15 protein-coding genes are annotated in these 21,921 nt (G+C 43.7%); 6 read left to right on the forward strand and 9 right to left on the reverse strand.

What is annotated here, in order from left to right; translation table 11 throughout:
- The first annotated feature begins 99 nt into the window (after positions 1-99).
- The 3 genes from recC to recD are packed head-to-tail and all read left to right on the forward strand — an operon-like array spanning position 100 to position 9,784.
- Positions 100-3,855: an exodeoxyribonuclease V subunit gamma gene (recC, locus tag IEY48_RS11750; RefSeq protein ID WP_188920519.1), complete on the forward strand. Its 3,756-nt coding sequence runs from the start codon at positions 100-102 to the stop codon at positions 3,853-3,855.
- A complete protein-coding gene (gene recB, locus IEY48_RS11755; RefSeq protein WP_188920521.1) occupies positions 3,852-7,640 on the forward strand; it encodes an exodeoxyribonuclease V subunit beta in 3,789 nt (1,262 codons plus the stop codon). The genes recC and recB overlap by 4 nt, the downstream gene beginning before the upstream one ends.
- The gene (gene recD, locus IEY48_RS11760) at positions 7,634-9,784 is read left to right on the forward strand and encodes an exodeoxyribonuclease V subunit alpha (RefSeq protein ID WP_188920523.1); all 2,151 of its coding nucleotides are present in this window, start codon (positions 7,634-7,636) and stop codon (positions 9,782-9,784) included. The genes recB and recD overlap by 7 nt, the downstream gene beginning before the upstream one ends.
- A 104-nt stretch (positions 9,785-9,888) precedes the next feature.
- On the opposite strand, the gene IEY48_RS11765 is transcribed toward recD, so the two are convergent.
- Both IEY48_RS11765 and IEY48_RS11770 read right to left on the reverse strand, forming a co-directional pair.
- The gene (locus tag IEY48_RS11765) at positions 9,889-11,787 is read right to left on the reverse strand and encodes an alpha/beta hydrolase family protein (protein ID WP_188920525.1); all 1,899 of its coding nucleotides are present in this window, start codon (positions 11,785-11,787) and stop codon (positions 9,889-9,891) included.
- On the reverse strand, positions 11,784-12,341 hold the full coding sequence (locus tag IEY48_RS11770; protein ID WP_188920527.1) for a hypothetical protein: 558 nt from the start codon (positions 12,339-12,341) through the stop codon (positions 11,784-11,786). Before IEY48_RS11770 ends, IEY48_RS11765 begins: the two co-directional genes overlap by 4 nt.
- Positions 12,342-12,565: 224 nt before the next feature.
- Between IEY48_RS11770 and IEY48_RS11775 the strand changes: the two genes are divergently transcribed.
- A complete protein-coding gene (locus IEY48_RS11775) occupies positions 12,566-12,922 on the forward strand; it encodes a YkgJ family cysteine cluster protein (RefSeq protein WP_188920529.1) in 357 nt (118 codons plus the stop codon).
- A 197-nt stretch (positions 12,923-13,119) separates the two neighbouring features.
- Entirely contained in the window at positions 13,120-14,130 is a 1,011-nt protein-coding gene (locus IEY48_RS11780; RefSeq protein WP_188920532.1) for a D-alanine--D-alanine ligase, read from the forward strand.
- A gap of 127 nt (positions 14,131-14,257) precedes the next feature.
- Here IEY48_RS11780 and IEY48_RS11785 read toward each other — a convergent pair whose 3' ends face one another.
- The 7 genes from IEY48_RS11785 to IEY48_RS11815 form a co-directional block, all read right to left on the reverse strand.
- On the reverse strand, positions 14,258-14,845 hold the full coding sequence (locus IEY48_RS11785; protein WP_160053409.1) for a cytochrome c3 family protein: 588 nt from the start codon (positions 14,843-14,845) through the stop codon (positions 14,258-14,260).
- Positions 14,846-14,865: 20 nt separating this feature from the next.
- Positions 14,866-15,336 (reverse strand): nitrate reductase cytochrome c-type subunit, encoded by a 471-nt coding sequence (locus IEY48_RS11790; RefSeq protein ID WP_188920533.1) that lies wholly within the window; start codon positions 15,334-15,336, stop codon positions 14,866-14,868.
- An 11-nt stretch (positions 15,337-15,347) separates the two neighbouring features.
- Positions 15,348-17,837 carry a nitrate reductase catalytic subunit NapA gene (napA, locus tag IEY48_RS11795; RefSeq protein WP_188920546.1) on the reverse strand — a complete coding sequence of 830 codons (2,490 nt, stop codon included), beginning with the start codon at positions 17,835-17,837 and terminating at the stop codon, positions 15,348-15,350.
- Positions 17,838-17,839: 2 nt separating this feature from the next.
- Positions 17,840-18,097: a chaperone NapD gene (locus IEY48_RS11800; RefSeq protein ID WP_188920535.1), complete on the reverse strand. Its 258-nt coding sequence runs from the start codon at positions 18,095-18,097 to the stop codon at positions 17,840-17,842.
- A gap of 46 nt (positions 18,098-18,143) precedes the next feature.
- On the reverse strand, positions 18,144-18,302 hold the full coding sequence (locus tag IEY48_RS11805) for a periplasmic nitrate reductase, NapE protein (protein ID WP_160053316.1): 159 nt from the start codon (positions 18,300-18,302) through the stop codon (positions 18,144-18,146).
- Positions 18,303-19,179: 877 nt separating this feature from the next.
- Positions 19,180-20,094: a class I SAM-dependent methyltransferase gene (locus IEY48_RS11810; protein ID WP_188920537.1), complete on the reverse strand. Its 915-nt coding sequence runs from the start codon at positions 20,092-20,094 to the stop codon at positions 19,180-19,182.
- A gap of 33 nt (positions 20,095-20,127) precedes the next feature.
- Positions 20,128-21,276: an AI-2E family transporter gene (locus IEY48_RS11815; protein WP_188920539.1), complete on the reverse strand. Its 1,149-nt coding sequence runs from the start codon at positions 21,274-21,276 to the stop codon at positions 20,128-20,130.
- A 154-nt stretch (positions 21,277-21,430) separates the two neighbouring features.
- On the opposite strand from IEY48_RS11815, the gene folX reads away from it, so the two are divergent.
- Positions 21,431-21,799 (forward strand): dihydroneopterin triphosphate 2'-epimerase, encoded by a 369-nt coding sequence (folX, locus tag IEY48_RS11820; protein ID WP_188740430.1) that lies wholly within the window; start codon positions 21,431-21,433, stop codon positions 21,797-21,799.
- Positions 21,800-21,921: the final 122 nt, after the last annotated feature.

The following is a 21,921-nucleotide window of genomic DNA, read 5'->3' on the forward strand; positions in this document are numbered from 1 at the left end:
GCATATTAGTTCAGCAAGTAATATGCGATTACACAGTTTTGATTGCTGAAATTCTCTAGAGTCCATAGAATGAATTAATGTCAAATCAGCGAGTTGCTCATGCTTACCTTAATTCAATCAAATCAAATGGAAGTGTTATCACAGCAGCTAGCAAAATTGCTGGCAATTAGCTCCGATAACCTGAGTGTATTGAGCGGTGAACATATTCTGGTGCAAAGTCCCGGTATGTCGACCTGGTTACGATTAGAAGTGGCCAAGCACAATGGTATTGCGGCGGCGTTAACCTTTCCGCTGCCATCGAGTTTTACCTGGCAGTTATGCCATGACTTACTGCCCAACGTGCCAAAAGATAATGCGTTTACTAAAGCGGCAATGACCTGGAAACTAATGGATTTATTGCCAAGTTTGATAGACAACAGCGACTTTAGCCCATTAAAGCAATACTTAAGCCCGCAGATCACCCCAGACAATAATCTACCTGACGCGTTAGTCATCGATCTCGAAGCGACAAGTAGCCCAGAAGGAGCCAGTAAAAACAGCCACACACTGCAAACTAACGACACCGCCCACGAGGCGATTAAGTTATTTCAATTATGTGGTCGCATTGCCGATATATTTGACCAATATTTGGTGTATCGCCCTGAGTGGATTCTCGCCTGGGAGCAAAACATTCCGCTCAGCCAAATCAATAGCCAACTTGAACTCGATGACAATCAACGCTGGCAACCTATTTTGTGGCGTGCACTGGTCGATTACAATCGCCACCAGCTACAAGCTAGCCATTATCATCGCGCTAATTTACACGCCGACTTACTGGCCGCACTGATAAACCCTGACACCGATTTATCCATGTTACCTGAGCGCTTATATGTGTTTGGTATTTCATCCATGCCGCCACAAACCCTTGAGGTGCTTTACCATTTAGCATCAAGAATAGACGTGATTATGTTGTCGCTAAGCCCGTGTCAGCATTATTGGGGCGACATCATCGAGCCCAAAGCCAGAGCGCGCATGGCACTGCAATATGCCAACAAAAAACAACTCGACCAGGGCTGGGAAGACAAACTAGAAGTGGGTAACCCTTTACTGGCCAACAATGGTCAAATGGGCCGCGAATTACTCGATTTAATGCTCAGTTTACCGCCCGAGCACACCGACTTTGGTTACGATTGTTATGTTGAACCCACACCAGACAACCTATTGCATGGCGTACAGTACGACATTTTACAAATGGAAACCCTCGGGCAACCATTAGGGCCAGATGCTGACATTTACCAGGACTTAGGCGCCAGACGAGAACTGCACACTAACGACAATTCCATTACCCTTCGCAGTTGTCACAGTGCTTTAAGAGAAGTCGAAACCCTGCACGATCATTTGCTTGAGTTGTTGTCCAACGACAGCAGTTTACGCCCTAAAGATATTGTGGTTATGATGCCAGATGTCGCTGCATACGCACCGTTTATCGACGCCGTATTTGGCACAGCAAACAGCCAATACTTTGCTGACACCAATCCACAAAAAGGCGACTACTACCTGCCCTACGCCATTGCCGATCGCGGCGCAGCGCAAGAGTCACCACTGATTAATAGCTTTTTAACTCTGCTTAATATCAACCAAAGCCGCTTTGGCTTAACTGAAATTATCAGTATTTTAGAAGTGCCGGCCATTTTACGCCGTTTCGATCTCGATGATGACGAGCTATCACTTATCCGCCGTTGGTTAGATCAGGCCAATGTTCGTTGGGGCCGCGATCAAGATACACGCAGCCAATTAGGTGTGGCGCCCTTTGCACAAAACTCATGGGCATTTGGCATTAAACGCCTAATTTTAGGTTATGCGTTTAACGACCAGGCTGAGATATATCAAGGCACGTTAACCGTACAAGGCGTTGAAGGTCAGTCGTCGCAAGCATTAGGTAAATTGCTTAACTTTTTAGAAACTATCGACACCTACTACAGCTTATTTGCCGGCGACTTTAGCACCCAACAACGTTTGGCCCAATTACAGCAATTATTGGCCGACTGTTACGACACCAATGATGATGAACGCGAACAAATCCAAGCGATACGTGACGCTTTAGTCGTCTTAGAAACAGAACTCGAAAGCGCCGGACACCAGGGTAAAGTCAATATTGAAGTATTAAAGCAATGGTTTAACCAACGCCTTACCGAGTCTCGTGTTGGCCAACGCTACCTTGCCGGCAGCATTAATTTTTGCACCTTGATGCCAATGCGCTCAATCCCATTTAATGTTGTATGCTTATTAGGTATGAACGATGGCGTATACCCCCGAGTTCAGCACCCTGTAGGTTTTGATTTAATGGCCCACTTTGGCCCTAAAAAAGGTGACCGCTCACGCCGTTTAGACGACAGATACTTATTTTTAGAAGCGCTCTTATCTGCCAGGCAACAACTGTATATCAGCTATATTGGCCACAGCGAACGCGACAATGCCGAACGGATTGCCTCAATGCTAGTGTCAGAATTAATTGAATATTGCCAATTAAGTTACTTGCCATCAACGCTTAAACATCAGCTTGAAAACGGCTATGAGGTCAGCAATGATGACGCCGACAACCTCGTGTTACAGCAACTGATCCAAGCACAGCCATTACAACCGTTTGATGCTAAATTATTTCGCATAAACCGCAATAACACCCCACTACAGCAAAGCTATAATTCACAGTGGTGTCCACCTGCTAAACAAGGATCGATGAGTATGCCATTTTTCAATCAACCGTTGCCATTATCAGCCGAACAAGCCGACGAAGTGTTTGCGCATAGCCATATTGATAGCCAAGGTAATAAAGTGGTCGAATTAGAGTTGTCATCGCTGATCCGCTTTTATCGAAACCCAGCTCAGTTCTTTTTTAATCGCAGTTTAAAAGTGGATTTATCATTAGATATTCAAGCAGATGATAACGATGAGCCATTCAGTCTCAATGCATTAGAGCGCTTTATATTGCAATTATCGATGATAGATAACGCCATCGACAACAAGCTCAGTGTGCCAAACGACGCGCTGATTAACCGCCTTAAAGCCAGCGGCGAACTGCCCATGGCACCGTTTGATAATATCTTGTTAGCGCAATATCAGCGCGACATTGTGCCATTAATTAACCGAGTGCAGTTTTTGCAAGACGAGCAACCCATGCACACGGTGAATATCGATCTCAATTTTGACTTGAATCTCGAGTCAGGCACTGAAGATGACAGCCCCAACATTCGGGTTAATTTGGTTGGCCGCATAGACGATATCTTGCCAAAAGGTCTGGTTAATTATCGCCCGGGCACCGCACACGGCCGCGACTTTATTAGAGTGTATTTACGCCACTTATGCCTTAATGCTATGGCCGTTCAAGCCACACCCACAGCGCAACATAAAGCCAAACAAGGCTACAGTTATTTGCTCGATATTGGTCATTTTCATGCTTTTGCCCCCATCACCGCCGAGCAAGCCCGCGAACAACTGATGCGCTTTATTGTGTGCTTTATTCAAGGTCAGCGCCAACCATTGTGCTTTATGCCTAAAACCGCCTTTGCTTACGCAGAAGCTGAAGGTGAGCACGAAGATAAACTGCTTAAAGCCGAAGCGAAATGGGACGATGGTCAGACCCAATTTGGCGAAGCCTTTGACCCGCACAATCAGCGTTTATTTACCTTCCCCGATGATTTTAGCCAGGAAGGTTTTGGTCAACTGGTGGAGCATTTATTGCAGCCCATGATCAGTCTGTATCACAAAGATAAACTGGCTGAACTTGAAAGCTTTGTCAGTGAAATAACCACCCCTAATGCGCCAAAATCAGCTGATGTAGTCAGTATTACCCGTTCGAGCTCGGGATCGAAACAATGAAGCAAGCCAGCAGCGACAATAAAGTCACCCCGTTAGACGCATTAACCCTGCCCTTTGCAGGCTCCAGTTTAATAGAGGCCAGCGCCGGCACGGGTAAAACCTATACCATATCAGGTTTGTATTTACGTTTATTACTCGGCCATGGCGGCAATGCACCACTGAGTTGTGAACAAATTTTGGTAGTGACCTTTACCAATGCCGCAACCGAAGAGCTACGCGACCGGATCCGCAAACGTATCAACCTCGCATTTAAGCGTTTTTTAGGCTTACCCATTAACGATCCGTTTATTGAACAGCTATATCAAGACATTAGCGAAGATGAACGCCCTATCGCGCTGCGCCGCCTGGATTTAGCCTTAAAATCGTTAGACGAAGCCGCCATTTTTACCATACATGGTTTTTGTCAGCGTATTTTATCCGACATGGCTTTTGAATCCTCACTCCTGTTTGAGTCAGAATTCACCCTTGATGACAGCGAGTTTTTACATCATGCCGTGCGCGATTTTTGGCGTGAGGTCTGTTATCCACTGCCACCTTTTTTAGCCGAAGCCATTAGCGATAAATTTGCCGAGCCCGATGCCCTGGCACAAAATTTACGCCCATTACTTGGTGCCAGTCAGGCGCAATTATCAAACCAACCACTGGCATTTGATAAACTCAGCTCAGATTTGAGCGTAAGCCTAAATCGCTTTAATTTATTATGGCGAGGCAAACACAACGACACCCTGGCATTACTGCATAAACTGCCTCTTAATGGTCAACGTTTTGGTAAAGCAAGTGATGGTTACCCCAAGCTTGCCAAGGTGTTTGACGACATAAGCAACTGGGCAACATTCGGCCAGGGGTTACCGCCGATTAAAGCCTTAGAACAAATTGCATTATCAGAGCTTAAGCTCAATAAAGGCGGTGTGCTGCCCAGCGCAGCTGAAGCCCCCTTGCTTGAACATATCGACAAGTTACTTGAGCTCATTAATCAATTAATTCCGTCATTTTTAGTACGCGCTCGTGAAGGGATCCGCCAACGTTTTGCCGGACAAAAGCAGCAACGCAACTTAATGACGCCCGATGATTTGCTACTCAGTTTAGCCATGGCATTAAGCCAAAATCCGCACACCTTAGGCCAGGCAATAGCCAAGCGATTTCCGGTGGCATTAATTGATGAATTCCAAGATACCGATCCGCTGCAATTTACTATTTTCAACCAGGTCTACCAGCAACCGCTGGCCTCTCAACTTGAACTTGCGGCAGAGCACAGCCTTGAGCAGATTGAAGCAAACAGCCCTGAGCAAGCTGATGCAAACAGCCAGCAAACAGGCAAGCTCAGTTTGTTAATGATTGGCGATCCTAAACAAGCCATTTACGCCTTTCGCGGCGCCGATATTTACACCTATATTGCCGCTAGGCAGCAAACACAAGCGCACTATAATTTAGAGACAAACTATCGCTCATCGACCAAGTTAGTAGACGGCGTTAATCAATTATTTAGTCAGCACAGCAATCCGTTTATTAGCGATGAAATTCCTTATGATCAAGTCAATACGCCACCAGCTTCGGCTCATAAGCAGCTAAAAGAAGCCAATACAGACCTAAGCGCGTTACGGATTAAATTACTCGCCGAAGACAGTGAGCTTGGCTTAAATAAAGCCACCGCCAGACAAATACTTGCCGCCGACGCCGCCCGTGAAATAAAACGCTTATTAACCGAAGCGCAGCAAGGTTTATGCACCATAAACAGCAAAGGCAACTCTGAAGGCGAACCGCTCATTGCGAAACACATTGCTGTGTTGGTGCGCGATCGCAACGAAGCTGCGGTGATGAAAGCTGAGCTATCAGCACGAAAAATTGGCGCAGTATTTTTAAGCCGCGACAGCGTATTTAATACCCTAGAAGCACGCGAAATGGCGCTATTGTTGTACGCTCTCGCCACCCCAAAAGATGAGCGAGCCATCCGTGCCGCCCTCGCTACCGAGCTAGTGGGCTACAGCGCATTACAAATTCATCAATTTAACCAGGATGAAGAACAGCGCCAACAGGTGCTCAATCAATTTATTCATTGGCACGAGTTATGGCTTAAACGCGGCGTCATGCCAGCGCTGCTTAACTTTGCCAGCGAAACCCAATTAATTCATCGTTACCTGTCGCAAGCAGAGCAGCTTAACAGCGAGCACATTAACGATACTGACGACAGTGACACGGCAGCAAACAGTAAAGGCTCGGGCGAGCGCCGTCTTACCGACTTTAGGCATTTAGCCGAGTTACTGCAGCAAAAAGCCACCGAGCTTGACGGCAGTAGCGCTTTAATCAATTGGTATGAGCAACAACTCATCGACACTCAAGGCGGCGATGAGCAACAGTTGCGCCTAGAGAGCGAGCAAAACCTGGTACAAATTGTAACGATCCACAAAAGTAAGGGGCTTGAATACCCTGTGTGTTTTGTGCCGTTTATTAGCCTCGCCAGAAACAACAGCCGACGACCATCACCGATGTTGTATCACCAAGATGAACAACTAGTGTGGGACATAGACGCTACCGATGAAGGTTGGGAACAACTTAAACAAGAAACCCTCGCCGAAGATTTGCGCTTATTGTACGTAGCCTTAACCCGGCCGATTTATGTGTGTTATTTATACATTGCCAATCAAAGTCGCAAGCTCAAAGCGGGCATCAGCAGCCAACTGCACGAAACCGGCATTGGCTATTTATTGGGGATTATCGACAAACATACTGAGTTTAGTTTAATCAAAGCGCAGGTCGACAACATCGCCACCATTGATGCCATCAGCGTCAGCCAAATAAGCGACAGCATAGACAACTCGGCATTAGCCAGCATAGATGACAGCGATATGCATTTAAGCGCTAAAGCCGTCACGCGTCAGCCAAGTTTAGCCTGGCGAGTCGGCAGCTACTCAGGCCTCGTGAAACACTTGCCCCATGAGCGCGTCGCCCCGGGCGCTGATGATGAAGACTTTAGTGATGAGCTGCTGCAATTGCAGTTACAAGATGACGAACTCATTGAACCACAACTCGACCGCTTTAGCTTTGAGCGAGGCGCTAACGCCGGTAGCTTTATGCATTTGGTATTAGAGCTGTTTGATTTTACCCAAGCAGACACCGAACTTACTGGCGCACTGCAAAAAGCCATGAAGCAATACGGTTTTGATGAAACATTATGGTTTGAACCGTTAAGCCTGTGGTATCAACATATCTTAGCCACACCGTTAGCCAAGCATCAATCGGTTCACAATGACTCAGATGCTATTAGCCTAATGCAATTGCCGCCAAAACAAACCAGTGTCGAAATGGAGTTTTATCTGCCTATCTCCACTTTACAAGCGCAGCAGTTAAACCACATTTTACAGCAACACGGCTATGTCGCCGGGCTCGACTTTGACACCTTGCAAGGCATGCTAAAAGGCTTTATCGATTTAACCTTTGAGCACCAGGGCCGCTATTACATTGCCGATTATAAGTCTAACCACCTTGGCGACAAGTATAGCGACTATAGCGAAAGCGCCATGGCACAAGCCATTAATAGCCACCGCTATAACTTGCAGTACATCTTGTATACTTTGGCATTGCATCGTTATTTACGCTTACGCCTACCCGGCTATGATTACCAACAACACCTGGGCGGCTGCTATTACTTATTTTTACGCGGCATGAGCCCACAACACCCTGGCAGCGGCGTATATTTTGATAAACCACCCCAAGCGTTAATTGAGCAACTCGACAGCCTATTTAATGGCGATGCGACTCACGCTGTTTTGGAGACGCCAACATGCTAATGCTCAGCCAACCTATCGATTTATTGCTTAAACAATGGCAACAACAGCGCCTATTAACCCCGCTTGACCGTCACTTTGCTCTTGAGCTTGCCAGTATTGAATCTATGCCAGCTCAAGTAGCGGCTGACACTTCTGTACAAAGCCCAACAGCTAATACTGAAAACGTGCAGCAGCCATTACAGCCAGATAACAGTTCAACATCGCTGTTTTTGTTAGTGTGCGCATTATTAAGCCAACAACTGTCTAATCAGCACAGCTGTTTGGTTATTGAGCAAATTAATTTAGCTAACCCAATGGCAGAAGACAGCCACAAATATGCACAAATTAATTGCCAAATCAGCCTAAGTCATAGCCAACTGATTGAACAAATTAGTCAGTTTGATGCCGTCGGTTTGCCCGGTGACAATAAACCATTAATTTTAGAGTATGGCCGTTTATACCTTAATAAATACCACTTTTTTGAAACCCAAGTCGCTAATAAACTGACCCAGCTTGCCAGCCAGAAAATCAGTATTGAGTTAAGCCAAAGCCAATTGCCACAGCTTATCGACAGCTTATTTTCCACTAAACAAACGGGTAATTCTGCCACTATCGATTGGCAAAAAATCGCCACTGCCACCGCGCTCATCAATGCATTAGCGGTGATCACTGGCGGCCCGGGTACCGGTAAAACCACCACGGTCACCAAGTTATTATTATTGCTGCTTACCCAATCGAATTTAACCATTCGCCTAGTCGCGCCCACAGGTAAAGCGGCTGCACGTTTAAGTGAATCGATTAAAGCTTCAAAACAGCGTTTGCACAAAGAGTTGACCCAATTAGCCGACCAAAGCATTGCAGCGGTACTAATTGAAGCACTCACCACCATCCCAGAAGAAGCCTCAACACTGCACCGGCTCTTAGGGGTTATTCCTAACTCGCATCAATTTAGGCATCATCAAGACAATCCATTACGGCTCGACTTATTAGTGGTCGACGAAGCCTCAATGGTCGATTTACCCATGATGCACAAGCTACTCAGCGCCTTACCCGCTCATGGCAGATTGATTTTACTGGGCGATCAAGACCAGCTTGCCTCCGTTGAAGCTGGCGCTGTATTAGCCGACATTTGCATTGGTTTAAAGCATGGGCAAGACAATATGACCTCACCCGCGTCTTCGCCATGGTCAATGCGTTACAGCCAGGCCCAGGCGCAGCAAATTGGCCAATTGACAGGCCAAGATGTAAGTCAGTTTATTCATCCGCAGCCTAAAATCGGCGACAGCTTATGCATGTTAATGCACAGTCATCGTTTTAAAGGTGATGCAGGTATTGGCTTACTCGCAAATGCCGTCAACCAGGCCAACGTGGCAGCTATCCGTCAGGTGTGGCGCCAGCAACACGCCGAGCTGAATTGGTATGAACACCAACAAAATGCCCAAGGTGACAACGCGGGTAAACAACAGTTACTGGCGCTGTCAGTACAGGCTTATGGTGAATATTTACAGCAAGTTAACGCTAATCAACAGGCAATATTGTCACAGGCTCAGCAACACACAGATCCAGAGCAAAATGCACCAATTGAGCTACCACACAGCGAACAAGCCATTATCGACAGCTTTAACCAATACCGTATTTTATGCGCCATGCGCGCCGGTGAATTTGGCGTTGAAGGCATCAACATTGCGGTGACTGAAAGCTTAAAACAAGCCCGATTAATCCATGCTCAAGGTGAGTTTTACCTCGGCAGGCCAATCATTATTCAAAGTAACGATTACAACCTAGGCTTATTCAATGGCGACATTGGCTTAATTTTACAAGACAGTAATAAACCAGAGCGCTTAATGGCCCATTTTGTCATGGCAGATGGCAGCTTATTAAAAGTGTTGCCCGCCAGATTGCCAAGCCACGAAACCTGCTACGCCATGACAGTACACAAAAGCCAGGGCAGCGAATTTGATAAAGTCAGCTTTGTGCTGCCCACACGCCCTAGCATCGCCCAATGGCAGTTACTCACCAAAGAGCTGGTATACACCGCCATCACCCGCGCCAAAAACCATTTTTATTGCTTAGGCAGCGCAAACATATTTGAAAAAGCCAGCCAACAAGCCACCTCACGCGCATCAGGTTTAGCCTGGCGATTGTGGGGAGAGAGTCAACATTGAGTGAGGAGATAATCGCGCTCGAGTTAAACCGATTGTTTTGACCGCTAATAAGCAAATAAAGCGTCCACCTTTTGAGTAAGGTGGACGCGACATATATTTAAAGGTTAATGAGCTGAAGCGACTTCACTTTGAGTAAAACTTTGCTGCATGAATTGATCAATACTGCTGTATAACGCTTGTTGTGTAATGATGTAATTAAAACCATGAACTTCATTACCAAAAAACATCGACTCATACGGCTTGCCTAATTTATCCAACACGTACTTCAAGCGGAAATAATGCTCCGAATCAACCACACGGTCTCTACCGCCTTGAGCAATAAAAATAGGAATAGATAATTCATTCATTCTATACACTGGTGAGTACTCAACTAAAGTATCCCAAGACTCATTTGGATCGCCAAGAATATCAATCAACACCCGGCGTGAATCATCTTTTTCAGAAATATTATGATCAGAAAACAGCAATGGAATGTCTGTTACGCCAGCATAAGAAATAGCACATTTATACAAATCAGGTCGTCTTATGGCACTAATTAATGCAGAGTAACCACCGTAACTTATGCCAAATATACATACTTTTTGGCCATCAATATCTTGCCTAGCAATGGCTTGAGTCACCGCAGATTCAATATCATCTTCAATGAGTCGGCCCCATTGGCGCTTGCCACTATTAAGAAATTTTTTGCCAAAACCTGATGAGCCACGATAATTTGGCGTTAATACCGCATAGCCTTTTTGCACAAAATAATGCACATCCACTGAAAAATGTCGCGTGTCATTCACACCTAATGGCCCGCCATGAGGCATCACCAATAAAGGCACATTTTTCGCTGAAGGGTTGCTTGGCATGGTCAAATACGACTCAACTTCAACACCATCTGAAGAAATCGATTTAATCACTGAGCTTTTGCCTAATGAGTATTTATTTAACCAGGGACGTTCTTCACCAATTAGCTGACTGTGACCTGTTTTAGTGTCAAATAAATAATAAGCTGAAGGTGAGTCAATCGATTGATTAATGGTGACGATTTTTTGGTAATCTTGGTCAAAGTGAATCACATAGCTGTCTTCTTTGTCCTCTGATGCATCTGTGTATGTTGACAACTTATTGTCATAATTTTGCACCAGTACACCGCCTTGCATGTAGGTATAGCCTATGATGCTGCTGTCATAAGGGTTTTGAATAATGCCAACAATATCTCGCCCAGGTAAACTGTATACTTCGCCGCTAAACGTCTGAGACTGAATATCATAACGAGATAAACTCTGATAACCACTTTGCTGCTCAGATACCACTAGCAATTGATTTTTAGCATCATCAAACCACACAGGTATAAATTTAGTTTGATCATTTTGCCGCCAAACTTGTTGCCACTTTCGATTGTCGGCTTTTTTAACATGGACCTCTGTAACACCACCTTCGCTAATAAAATTAACGTTGGGCTCACCAAAAGAGTTAAGTAACCACCCCCCTTCAGGAAATGGGCCTTTTGATATACGCTTTTTACTCCGAAACTGCGATTCAAAACTATCATCAGACATATTGATAGCAAATAATTGGGCTTCACCATTTTTATAGCGCTGAGCAATAAAGGTATCGTCAACCGCAAGTAATGGGTCGAATAAATAAGTATGCTCTAGCAGGGCAACCTGAGTCACACTATTGGCTTCGTCCACTTTGTACACCAATAAAACCATACCTGAGTGACGATCAAATGTGGTAACACTAAAATACGCTTTACCTAACCAGTCAAAATCACTAATGGTCCTTTTGGATTGTTGGCTGAAACTAATAACCTTGGTATCCCAACTAAAATCGGTGCCGGCAAGTACCACGGTATAATTGTTATCGACCAGCTTTTTATACAGTAAGTGTTGCCCCTGGGGACTTAACTTAGGGGCGACGACATCTGGGTTTCTGAAGAAGTCATCTTCAAGGTTTGCGGTGGCAGCCATAGAAATAAACGTTAATACGATGAGAATACCGTTAATCAGCTTCATAATTGATTCCCTTCAATTGCTTTAGCATATTCAAAAAAGTGATCTTTTTCTTTGCCTGTGTAGTTCAAATTATATTGAGACAACACTTCAGGATAACTCGCTTCCATGTATTCCAACGCTTGGCTGGCTTTGTTATTAAAATAGAATCGAGCACCACCAATCAAGAAATTTAAGCTGCCATTCATTTCGGTATACATTGAAAGGTGGCCTGCATAATTAATCTTTCCGGCCTCGACATTAATCACATAGCCTTGTTCGGCAACGTCAATATACGTCCGCTTCCCTAGGTACACGCGGTCCCATGTGTAACTGCCTGCATCTACGACTTCGAGCCAGTAATTATAGTTTGACGTAACGTCTTCAAACCTTAAGTCTGACAACCACCCATCAGTATCTAATGTAATATGACTCGGTACGTAACCTTGCTCAATTTTCATCGCAACAAGAATATAACCCTGATCGTCATCCAATTTGGGGAGGCAATACCCTAAAGTTGACACTCCACATAACGCTATACCAAAGACGCCTAACGCCCATTGTCGATATTGATTCACACAACCACTCCATGTCGATTGTTATTATTATTGATGAAGTCGATAAATAACTGACCTCATTATTACCGTTAACTTTTTCAGCACAAAAAGATAACAAATAAAGGCTTAATATAAAATAGAAATTCTTAGGGTCTGTTAAAATTAACGCCCCCAATTTAAAGTAAATTTTCTTCCTTCTGCCAATTTACGGTATCCTTAGCTAAAATAGTTAACCGCAGCCTTTAATGCCTTCAAATCTTATTGCCAAGTTTACCGATATCGCGCCTAGTGCTTCGCCTCAATCAGGCAGTGCTATCGACACCGCTACGCCAAACCCAAACCCGATAACCTGCTCAAACTGTCAAGCATGTTGCTGCCGATTAGAGGTGATGTTAATTACCGAAACCGGTGTGCCTAAAGCCTATATAGCCAAAGATGATTGGGGCGGAGAAGTGATGCGCCGACTTGATGACGGTTGGTGTGCCGCCCTAGACAGAGACACCATGATGTGTTCAATTTACGAACTAAGACCGCTTATTTGCCGTGAGTTTGAAATGGCCGAATATGAATGTGAACAAGAACGTAAAGCGTTTGGGATTTAAGCCTTTTTATTGCGCACTTATGCTGGTTATCACCATAGAACGGACACCACAAACGAACTCAAACATCACAAACTTGCTGAAATAATATTAACGGTGACTTGCGCTTGAGGGGCATCGGTCTTTATCATAAGCACTACTTTTTTAGGGTTAATGCATTCAAATGTTAACCCCCTTCTTTTTGGTTTTCAGGAGTAAGCATGCCAAAGATTAATCTGCTGTTATTGTGCGGCGGTGGCAGTGCAGAACACGATATTTCGTTAATGTCTGCACGTTTTTTTGAGTCATCACTGGCAACGTCAGATAAATTTTCGGTACTTAAATTAGTACTCGACGAGCACGGGCATTACCACACAGAAGACGGCAAATTATGCGATTTAACCAACCGCCGTGAAATCCGCTTTGAGGACAACAACACACCGGCTTGGTCGGTTGATTATGTTATTCCTTGTATTCATGGCTTTCCAGGTGAAACAGGCGATATTCAGTCGTACTTTAACTTAATCCAACTGCCCTACTTTGGCTGTGAGTCTGAAGCGTCAAGCAATTGCTTTAACAAGATCACCGCTAAAATGTGGTTTTCTGCCCTAGGCGTACCTAATACGCCGTACATCTTTTTACATCAACTTGACGATGATGCCATTAAGCAGACTGAAGCAGCATTTGACCAGTGGGGCTCGGTGTTTGTTAAAGCCGCTTCTCAGGGCTCGTCTGTGGGCTGTTATAAAGTCGATGCCAAAGCCAACATCGCCAATGTACTTAAAGATGCCTTTAGTTACGCACCTTACGTGGTGGTTGAGCAAACCATTCATGCTCGCGAGTTAGAAGTGGCGGTGTACGAATATCAAGGTGAAGTCGTGGCAACCTTACCCGGTGAGATTATTTGCGACAGCAATACCTTTTACTCATTTGAAGAAAAGTACGCTAAAAACAGTAAAGCACGCACCGATGTTGTAGCAGATAATCTCAGTCCAGAAGTTAGCCAGCAAATTCGAGATTATGCCATTAAAGCCTTTAAAGGCATGAAGCTACGTCATTTATCGCGTATTGATTTCTTTTTAACTCAAGATAAAGAAATTCTGCTCAATGAGATCAACACCTTCCCAGGGCTAACACCGATTTCGATGTTCCCGAAGATGTTACAAAATCACGGCCATGATTTTACTGAGTATTTAATTGATGTAATTGGCAGACAAGTCGATTTGTCTTAAAGGCTGTTGTTATCACCAAGAGCGCGATGAGTACTCTTAATAATGTTTCAGTTAATAGTGTTTTAGTGAGACAAAAACAAGGCCAGCATATGCTGGCCTTATTCATTTTAGTGTATCTTGAAAGCCTTTAGAAGCCTTCTACACCTGCCATGTCAGGTAATTGGTGTGCAATCCCCTTATGACAATCGATACAGGTTTTTTCGCCGCTAGCTAAAGACGTTGAATGCATTTGCGATGCACGCTTAGACTGACGGGTAAAATCCATATAATCAAAGTTATGACAGTTACGACACTCTAAAGAGTCATTGGCTTTAAGGCGGTTCCATTCATTTTCAGCTAAATGGCGACGCTTTGCTTCAAACTTTTCACGGGTGTTAATGGTACCAAACACCTTACCCCACACCTCTTTAGACGCTTGCATTTTACGAGCAATTTTATCAGTCCAGTTATGCGGTACATGGCAATCAGGACACGTTGCACGCACACCACTGCGGTTAGTAAAGTGAATCGTTGTTTGCAACTCTTGGTAAACGTTGTTTTCCATTTCGTGACAACCGATACAAAACTCTTCGCGGTTAGTTAATTCTAAAGCCGTGTTAAAACCACCCCAGAAAATAATCCCCGCAATAAAGCCACCGATGGTCAAAAAGCCAAGACTGTAATGGACACTCGGACGAAGCAGAATTTTCCATACCAGTTTTAGTTGTTCAAGCAGTTTTGCTAACATATTGACTCCTAGTGCTTAACCGCGGCTTTCGCTTTAATTAAGTGATCAATGTCAACGAAGTCATTTTCAACTAACAATTTCGCATCCAATTGCGGTGCATGACACTGGGTACAAAAATAACGACGTGGCGACAAATCCGCTAAGAAATTATTGTCGCGGTCCATATAGTGCGTCACGCTAACCATAGGTGCTTGTGTGTGGCCTGTGCTGGTACGAGCATGGCATTGAACACATTTATTCACTTTAAGATCAATCTGATAACCGTCAATCTTATGTGGAATAACCGGTGGTTGCATTGGGTAATTACGCACTTGCTTAACGTCAGTATTGATCACCGCTTGCATGGCTGGCGGAGTCGGTTCTACGTTAATGGGTGCTAAACGCAATGTGTCGATTTTTTCTTCAGGTACGCTGGTCGCCATAACGCTAACAGAGAAGCCGAGTAACGCGATAATCGATAATAATTTACCTGTTTTCATGGTCTGTCTCCTTAAGCCTTTACAATCTTAATGGCACATTTCTTAAAGTCGGTTTGTTTTGACAAAGGATCTGTCGCATCTAACGTCACTTTATTAATGAGCTGGCTGGCATCAAACCAAGGAACAAACACTAAGCCGACTGGCGGTTTGTTGCGACCACGAGTTTCAACACGGGTTTTAATCTCACCACGACGAGAAATCACTCGGATTTCATCACCACGGCGTAAACCACGTTTTTTAGCATCTTCTGGGTGCATAAAACACACAGCATCTGGGAAAGCTTTATACAGTTCAGGCACACGTTGCGTCATTGAACCTGAATGCCAATGCTCAAGTACACGGCCTGTCGATAACCAGATATCGTATTCTTCATCCGGTTCTTCAGCTGCTGGCTCATAAGGTAATGCAAAAATGACCGCACGACCGTCTGGCTTACCATAAAACTCAAAACCTTTACCGGGTTTGACATAAGGGTCCGACCCTTCACGGAAGCGCCATTTGGTTTCTTTACCATTCACTACAGGCCAACGTAAACCATGCTCTTTGTGGTAAACATCGAAGTCTGCTAAATCGTGGCCATGGCCACGACCAAAGGTAGCGTATTCTTCAAACAAGCCTTTTTGCACATAAAAACCAAAGTGCTTCGCTTCATCATTTAAGTATTTAGGATCAGCATCGCTTAATGGGAATTTCTCAACATTGCCATTTTGGTAAAGCACTTCAAACAAGGTTTTACCTTTAAATTGCGGGTTAGCCGCTAATACTTCAGCAGGCCACACTTCATCAGTGGTAAAGCGCTTAGAGAACTCCATTAGCTGCCAAAGATCTGACTTTGACTCACCGGGAGCTTTAACCATTTGGTGCCAAAATTGAGTACGACGCTCGGCGTTACCGTATGCACCTTCTTTTTCTACCCACATGGCTGTCGGTAAAATTAAGTCAGCAGCTTGAGTGGTCACTGTTGGGTAAGCATCTGACACTACAATAAAGTTTTCAGGATTGCGGTAACCCGGTAAACCTTCTTCGTTAATGTTAGGGCCAGCTTGCATGTTGTTGTTCACTTGCACCCAATAACAGTTCAAATCGCCATCTTTTAAACGACGGTTTTGCTCAACGGCATGGTAGCCAGGCTTGGCAGGAATAATGCCGCTTGGGATGTGCCAAATGTGTTCAGCGTGTTTTCTGTGCTCAGGGTTTGTGACAACCATATCGGCAGGTAAACGATGCGAGAATGTACCGACTTCACGAGCAGTACCACAAGCCGATGGTTGGCCGGTCAACGAGAATGGGCTGTTACCTGGCGTAGAAATTTTACCCACAAGTAAGTGAATGTTGTAAATAAGGTTATTACACCACACACCACGAGTATGTTGGTTAAAGCCCATGGTCCAGAATGAAGTCACTTTACGATTAGGGTCAGCATACAATTCAGCTAATTCAATCAATTTGTGCTCAGGTACACCGGATAATTTACTGACCGATTCAACATCATAGTCGGCAACAAATTTAGCAAATTCATCAAAGTCGATTGGAGTAGAGTCGCCCGCTGTCGCTACGTTTTTAGCTTTCATTTCTAATGGATGCGTTGGACGTAAACCATAACCAATGTCAGTGGTGCCTTTACGGAAGTTAACGTGCTTGTTGATGAAGTCTTTGTTTACTTTGCCATTTTGGATAATGTAATTGGCAATAAAGTTAAGCATCGCTAAATCGGTTTGTGGCGTAAATACAATCGGTAAGTCAGCCAAGTCAAATGAGCGGTGCTCAAAGGTCGATAACACGGCAACCTTAACGTGTGGAGCACTTAAACGACGGTCGGTAACGCGAGTCCATAAAATGGGGTGCATTTCGGCCATGTTAGAGCCCCAAAGCACAAATGCATCAGCCGCTTCCATATCGTCATAACAACCCATTGGCTCATCGATACCAAAAGTACGCATAAAGCCACCCACAGCAGATGCCATACAATGACGAGCGTTAGGGTCGATATTGTTTGAGCCAAAGCCCGCTTTCATTAACTTAACTGCGGCATAGCCTTCAAATACAGTCCATTGGCCAGAACCAAACATACCTACCGCAGTGGGTCCTTTAGCTTTAATGGTCGCTTTCCAGCGTTCAGCCATTGTGTCGAAGGCTTTTTCCCAGCTAATTGGAGTGAACTCACCGTGTTTATCGTATTTACCATCGGTCATACGTAACATAGGCGTTTGTAGGCGGTCGCGACCGTACATAATTTTAGAAAGGAAGTAACCTTTAATGCAGTTTAAGCCGCGGTTAACTTCACTTTTTGCGTCACCATGGGTAGCAACCACTTTACCGTCGCGGGTAGCAACAATAACAGAACAGCCAGTACCACAAAAACGGCAAGGCGCTTTGTTCCATTCAAGTTTGTTTTGCTCAGAGCTGGTAATGAGGTTTGTTGCACTGGTTGGTAAAGCCAAACCAGCAACACTTGCCGCAGCCATAGCGGCGTTGGCTTTCATAAAATCGCGTCTATTCATTTTCATTTTTCACCTTCTTCAAGCTCTTCACTTTGGTGATATACCATGGTGGCCGACAACACACCGGGAATGGCATTAATCGTTGAGATATCATCCATTAATGATTTTTGGCTTGTTCCTTCAACGACAACAACTAACTTAACGTCATTATTGGCTGACAACTCGGCATTTTTTATGGCCATTATTTTCTGTCTTACTTCAGCCATTTGCTCAGGTTGTACTTGGACAATTAGGCTGGTTACGTGAAGTTCACTGTTCATTGCATCGCTCTCATTTTTTAATGTTTTTATTAATTTTATGGATGGATTAACCAGCGCCTGGAGGCCCTGTTAAAATTTGGCTAAACCAAATACTAAAGCCCAGTGCACTAACCAGTAACACTGATAAAATGGGTGCTAAAAACACAGTCAAAAAGATGAAGATTTTCAGCTCTAAGCCTTTCAAATTGGTAGTATCTTTACTCATAGACCCTCCAGTAGTGGGGGATAAAACAACTCAGATAAAATATGTGTTGTTTCTTAATTAGGACTCGTGTGAATTTTAGCGTTTATCAATTAACAAACTATATACTCACAAATTGGTAAACTAAGGGTTATATGATCTAGATCATTAAATTAGCCAAATCGCCGGCTAGGTCAGGGTTCTTAACCATAAATACCGATTAAATAAAGGGTTATTTAGCGATAATCTGATCAATATCACCATTTGCTAAAATAAGTGTATTTTTACTGTCAATAATTGGACTTGTAGAACGTTTTTTATTGAGATTTGTTCGAAATATGAACATGTTAAACTAGGCGGCTGGATTATGGCCTAGCAATATAAATATATTTAGGAGCCGCTGCCAAAAAAGAAATGTTTTATGTTAGACATGTCGGTTGTATTCGTTAATGCTGCTCACTGCATTTTTTTGCAATTTAGTTAACCAACATTCGGTCTTATGGTTCTTGTATAACAACGTCTGGCATCAGCGGTAAAGCAACCTTATACCAATTCCATTAATTATCTGGTCATTCAGCGGGAGTTCTGTGCCTTCTAGGCAAGTAATAGAATTGTAGACATAGTTGCTCTACGTCAAAATGCTATTAAGCAGCATAGAAGGTACAGAAACCCGCCTTGCAGGAGACACTCAGACCGTTCATTTCTTTGTTGCATTGTCTTAGAAGGGAATAACCATTATTTCGACAATGCGCCTCAAACTGAACAATCTGAGTGACTCTGATTGGTCACATAATTAATAGAATTGGTATTAACCCTTAAGGTGTTTATTAAGTGTAGTAGACAAAGGCCCATAAAAAAACCGACCCTTTGTGGAGGTCGGCTTTATTTCATTATGCTTGCTTTAAAGTGAGCTTAAGCGATAACGCAATACTTTGAGTGATTTTTGCTCATCGATGTCAGCAAATACACTTGGATTGTCAATGCGTTCAACATAGGTCAATTGCGGTGCTGTATAGGCCACTTGCTGCATTAAAAAATCACATCCAAGCTCCGGCGCATTGAGGCACAATAACACCTCCCCTTGCGGCGCTAACAAGTCTGGCAAACGTTTTAACAGACGCTCATAATCTTTGGTGGCCACAAAACTGCCACGTTGGTTGCTTGGTGGATCTGCCACAATTAAATCATAAGGCCCTAACTTTGTTAGCTTGCCCCAGGACTTAAAAATATCATGGCCTAAATAACGCGCACCAACTGGTAAATCATTAAGTAAATGGTTTTGCTTACCAATACTTAACGCGCCTTTGCTCATGTCCATGTTAACCACTTCATCGGCGCCGCCTTGCAAGGCTGCCACCGAAAAACCACACGTGTAAGCAAACAAATTAAGCACTTTTTTATGCTTAGCATGTTGTTTAACCCATGCTCGGCCATTGGCCATGTCTAAAAATAGGCCATGATTTTGGCCACGCAGTAAATGCACCAAAAAGCGGGCGCCGTTTTCAGTCACTACGTGTTGCTCAGGCACTTCACCAAACAACAAGTCGCTAAAGGTTTGGCCACCATGACGATATTGGTAGACTAAATTCAGCGGCTGATTTGGGTAGGTAGATTGCCAAAAGTCCACAATGGCACTCACCAATTCATCACGTTGCTCATCGTCTAACATTTTAAAGCTAGTGAGCAGTAATACCGGTTTGTACCAGTCTAAACAAAGGTGTTCATCGCCAGCAAATAAACCGCCACGACCATGAAATAAACGGCAAACATCTTCGCCAACAGTCAAACTGGGTAACACTTGTAAAAAACGCTTCATACTCTCTCTTACTTACTCAATTTACTCATCAATTTATGATGGTTTGGATTGCTCTTCGTCTGTATTAACTAGGCTCTCATCTGTGTGTTGTGTTGCCTCATCGGCTGAGTTGGCAGCAACTTGCTCTATACTTTCAGGTTGATTAACGGTGTCTTCAACATCATCTGAGAGCAATATCGACAACCATCCGCCCGACTCGCTTGATTCAAGCGCAATTTTCACAATCATCGTTAATGGCACCGACAATAACATGCCTACCGATCCCAGCAGCCAGCCCCAAAAAATCAATGACAAAAATACCACTAAGGTAGACAAGCCAAGTCCACGGCCCATAAAGCGAGGCTCAACCACGTTGCCCATCACCATATTGGTGCCTACATATAACAGCCCGGTAATACCCGCGGCACCAGGCCCTATTTGAATAAACGCTAACAATACGGCAGGTATCGCGGCAATAATAGAACCAATATTAGGAATATAATTAAATAAGAACGCAATCACCGCCCACAACAACGCATAGTCGACACCGATGATACTCAGGCCTACCCCAATCACCCCTGCGGTGGCTAAGCTGACTAAGGTTTTAATCACCATGTATTGATTTACAGAGTGTAAAAACTTGTCGATTTGCTTTAAACGCATGTCTGGGTCGTCTAACGCTAAATGGAACTTTTTAGGCATTGATTGCGCTTCAAATAACATAAACACAATGGTCAAAATAATCAGAAACAAATTCGCCATCACATTACCCACACCCGACAGCATGTTGGTGGTCATTGATAACGCCATACCAGGGTCAAAATAATCGAGTACTTTTTTCTTAGATATTTGAATATTAAAGCTTTGTAACTTTTCAATAATCCATGCAAATTGTTCAATTAATTGTTGACGATACACAGGCATCTGTTTTGAGAATTCATTAATTGAACTGCCCACTAAACTGGCTAACCACAACCCCATTAGCACGATAAATGTCATCAATAAAATAATCGATAACCATTTAGGGATCCGATACTTAGACATAAGCACAATGGCTGGATTACAAATTACCGCTAAAAAAGCCGACAATACAAAAGGCACCACAATAGGGCTGGCGGTTTTAATCCCCGCTAAAATAATCACCACACACGCCATAACCACAAAACTGCGTACAGTCATCGTTGATTGCTGTATTCCTTTCATAGAGTAAAAAATCCTTATTGCTACTTTTTAAAATGATTGATTATGCTAAGCTAAACTCAGTAACGTGTTGCTAATTAAGTTAAATTTTATTGTTCTACTGTATCAGTTTGTTGATATTAGCAGTGAATCACATTAAGGGAATGACACAAATAATATGAAACCAGAAACCGCTATTATACGCATTAAAAACCTACGGTTACGTACTTATATCGGCATTAAAGAAGACGAAATCAATAATCAACAAGATATTATCGTCAATGTGGTGATTCATTATTGTGCCGATAAGGCCCGTAATAGCAATAATGTTGCCGATGCGTTGAATTATCGCACCATTACTAAAAAAATCATTGCCTTGATTGAAAATAATCGCTTTTCGTTATTAGAAAATCTCACAAACCAAACGCTTGCCATTGCCAGTGAACATGACTGGGTTGAATTTGCTAGTGTCGAAATAGACAAACCGCACGCGCTGCGTTTTGCCGACTCGGTATCAATGGAGTTGTGTTACCAAAAACCGCAATAATACCAATCCGCATTGAATTGTGATCTAATGTGCTCATCATTTCTAAATCATTTTATTCTTTGAAAAACTACACAGCTTTTGAACTCGTTAAATTATCAAAGTCAGAAAAAGATGCTCGTATG

This window comes from Shewanella saliphila (assembly GCF_014648295.1).
Classification (GTDB): domain Bacteria; phylum Pseudomonadota; class Gammaproteobacteria; order Enterobacterales; family Shewanellaceae; genus Shewanella; species Shewanella saliphila.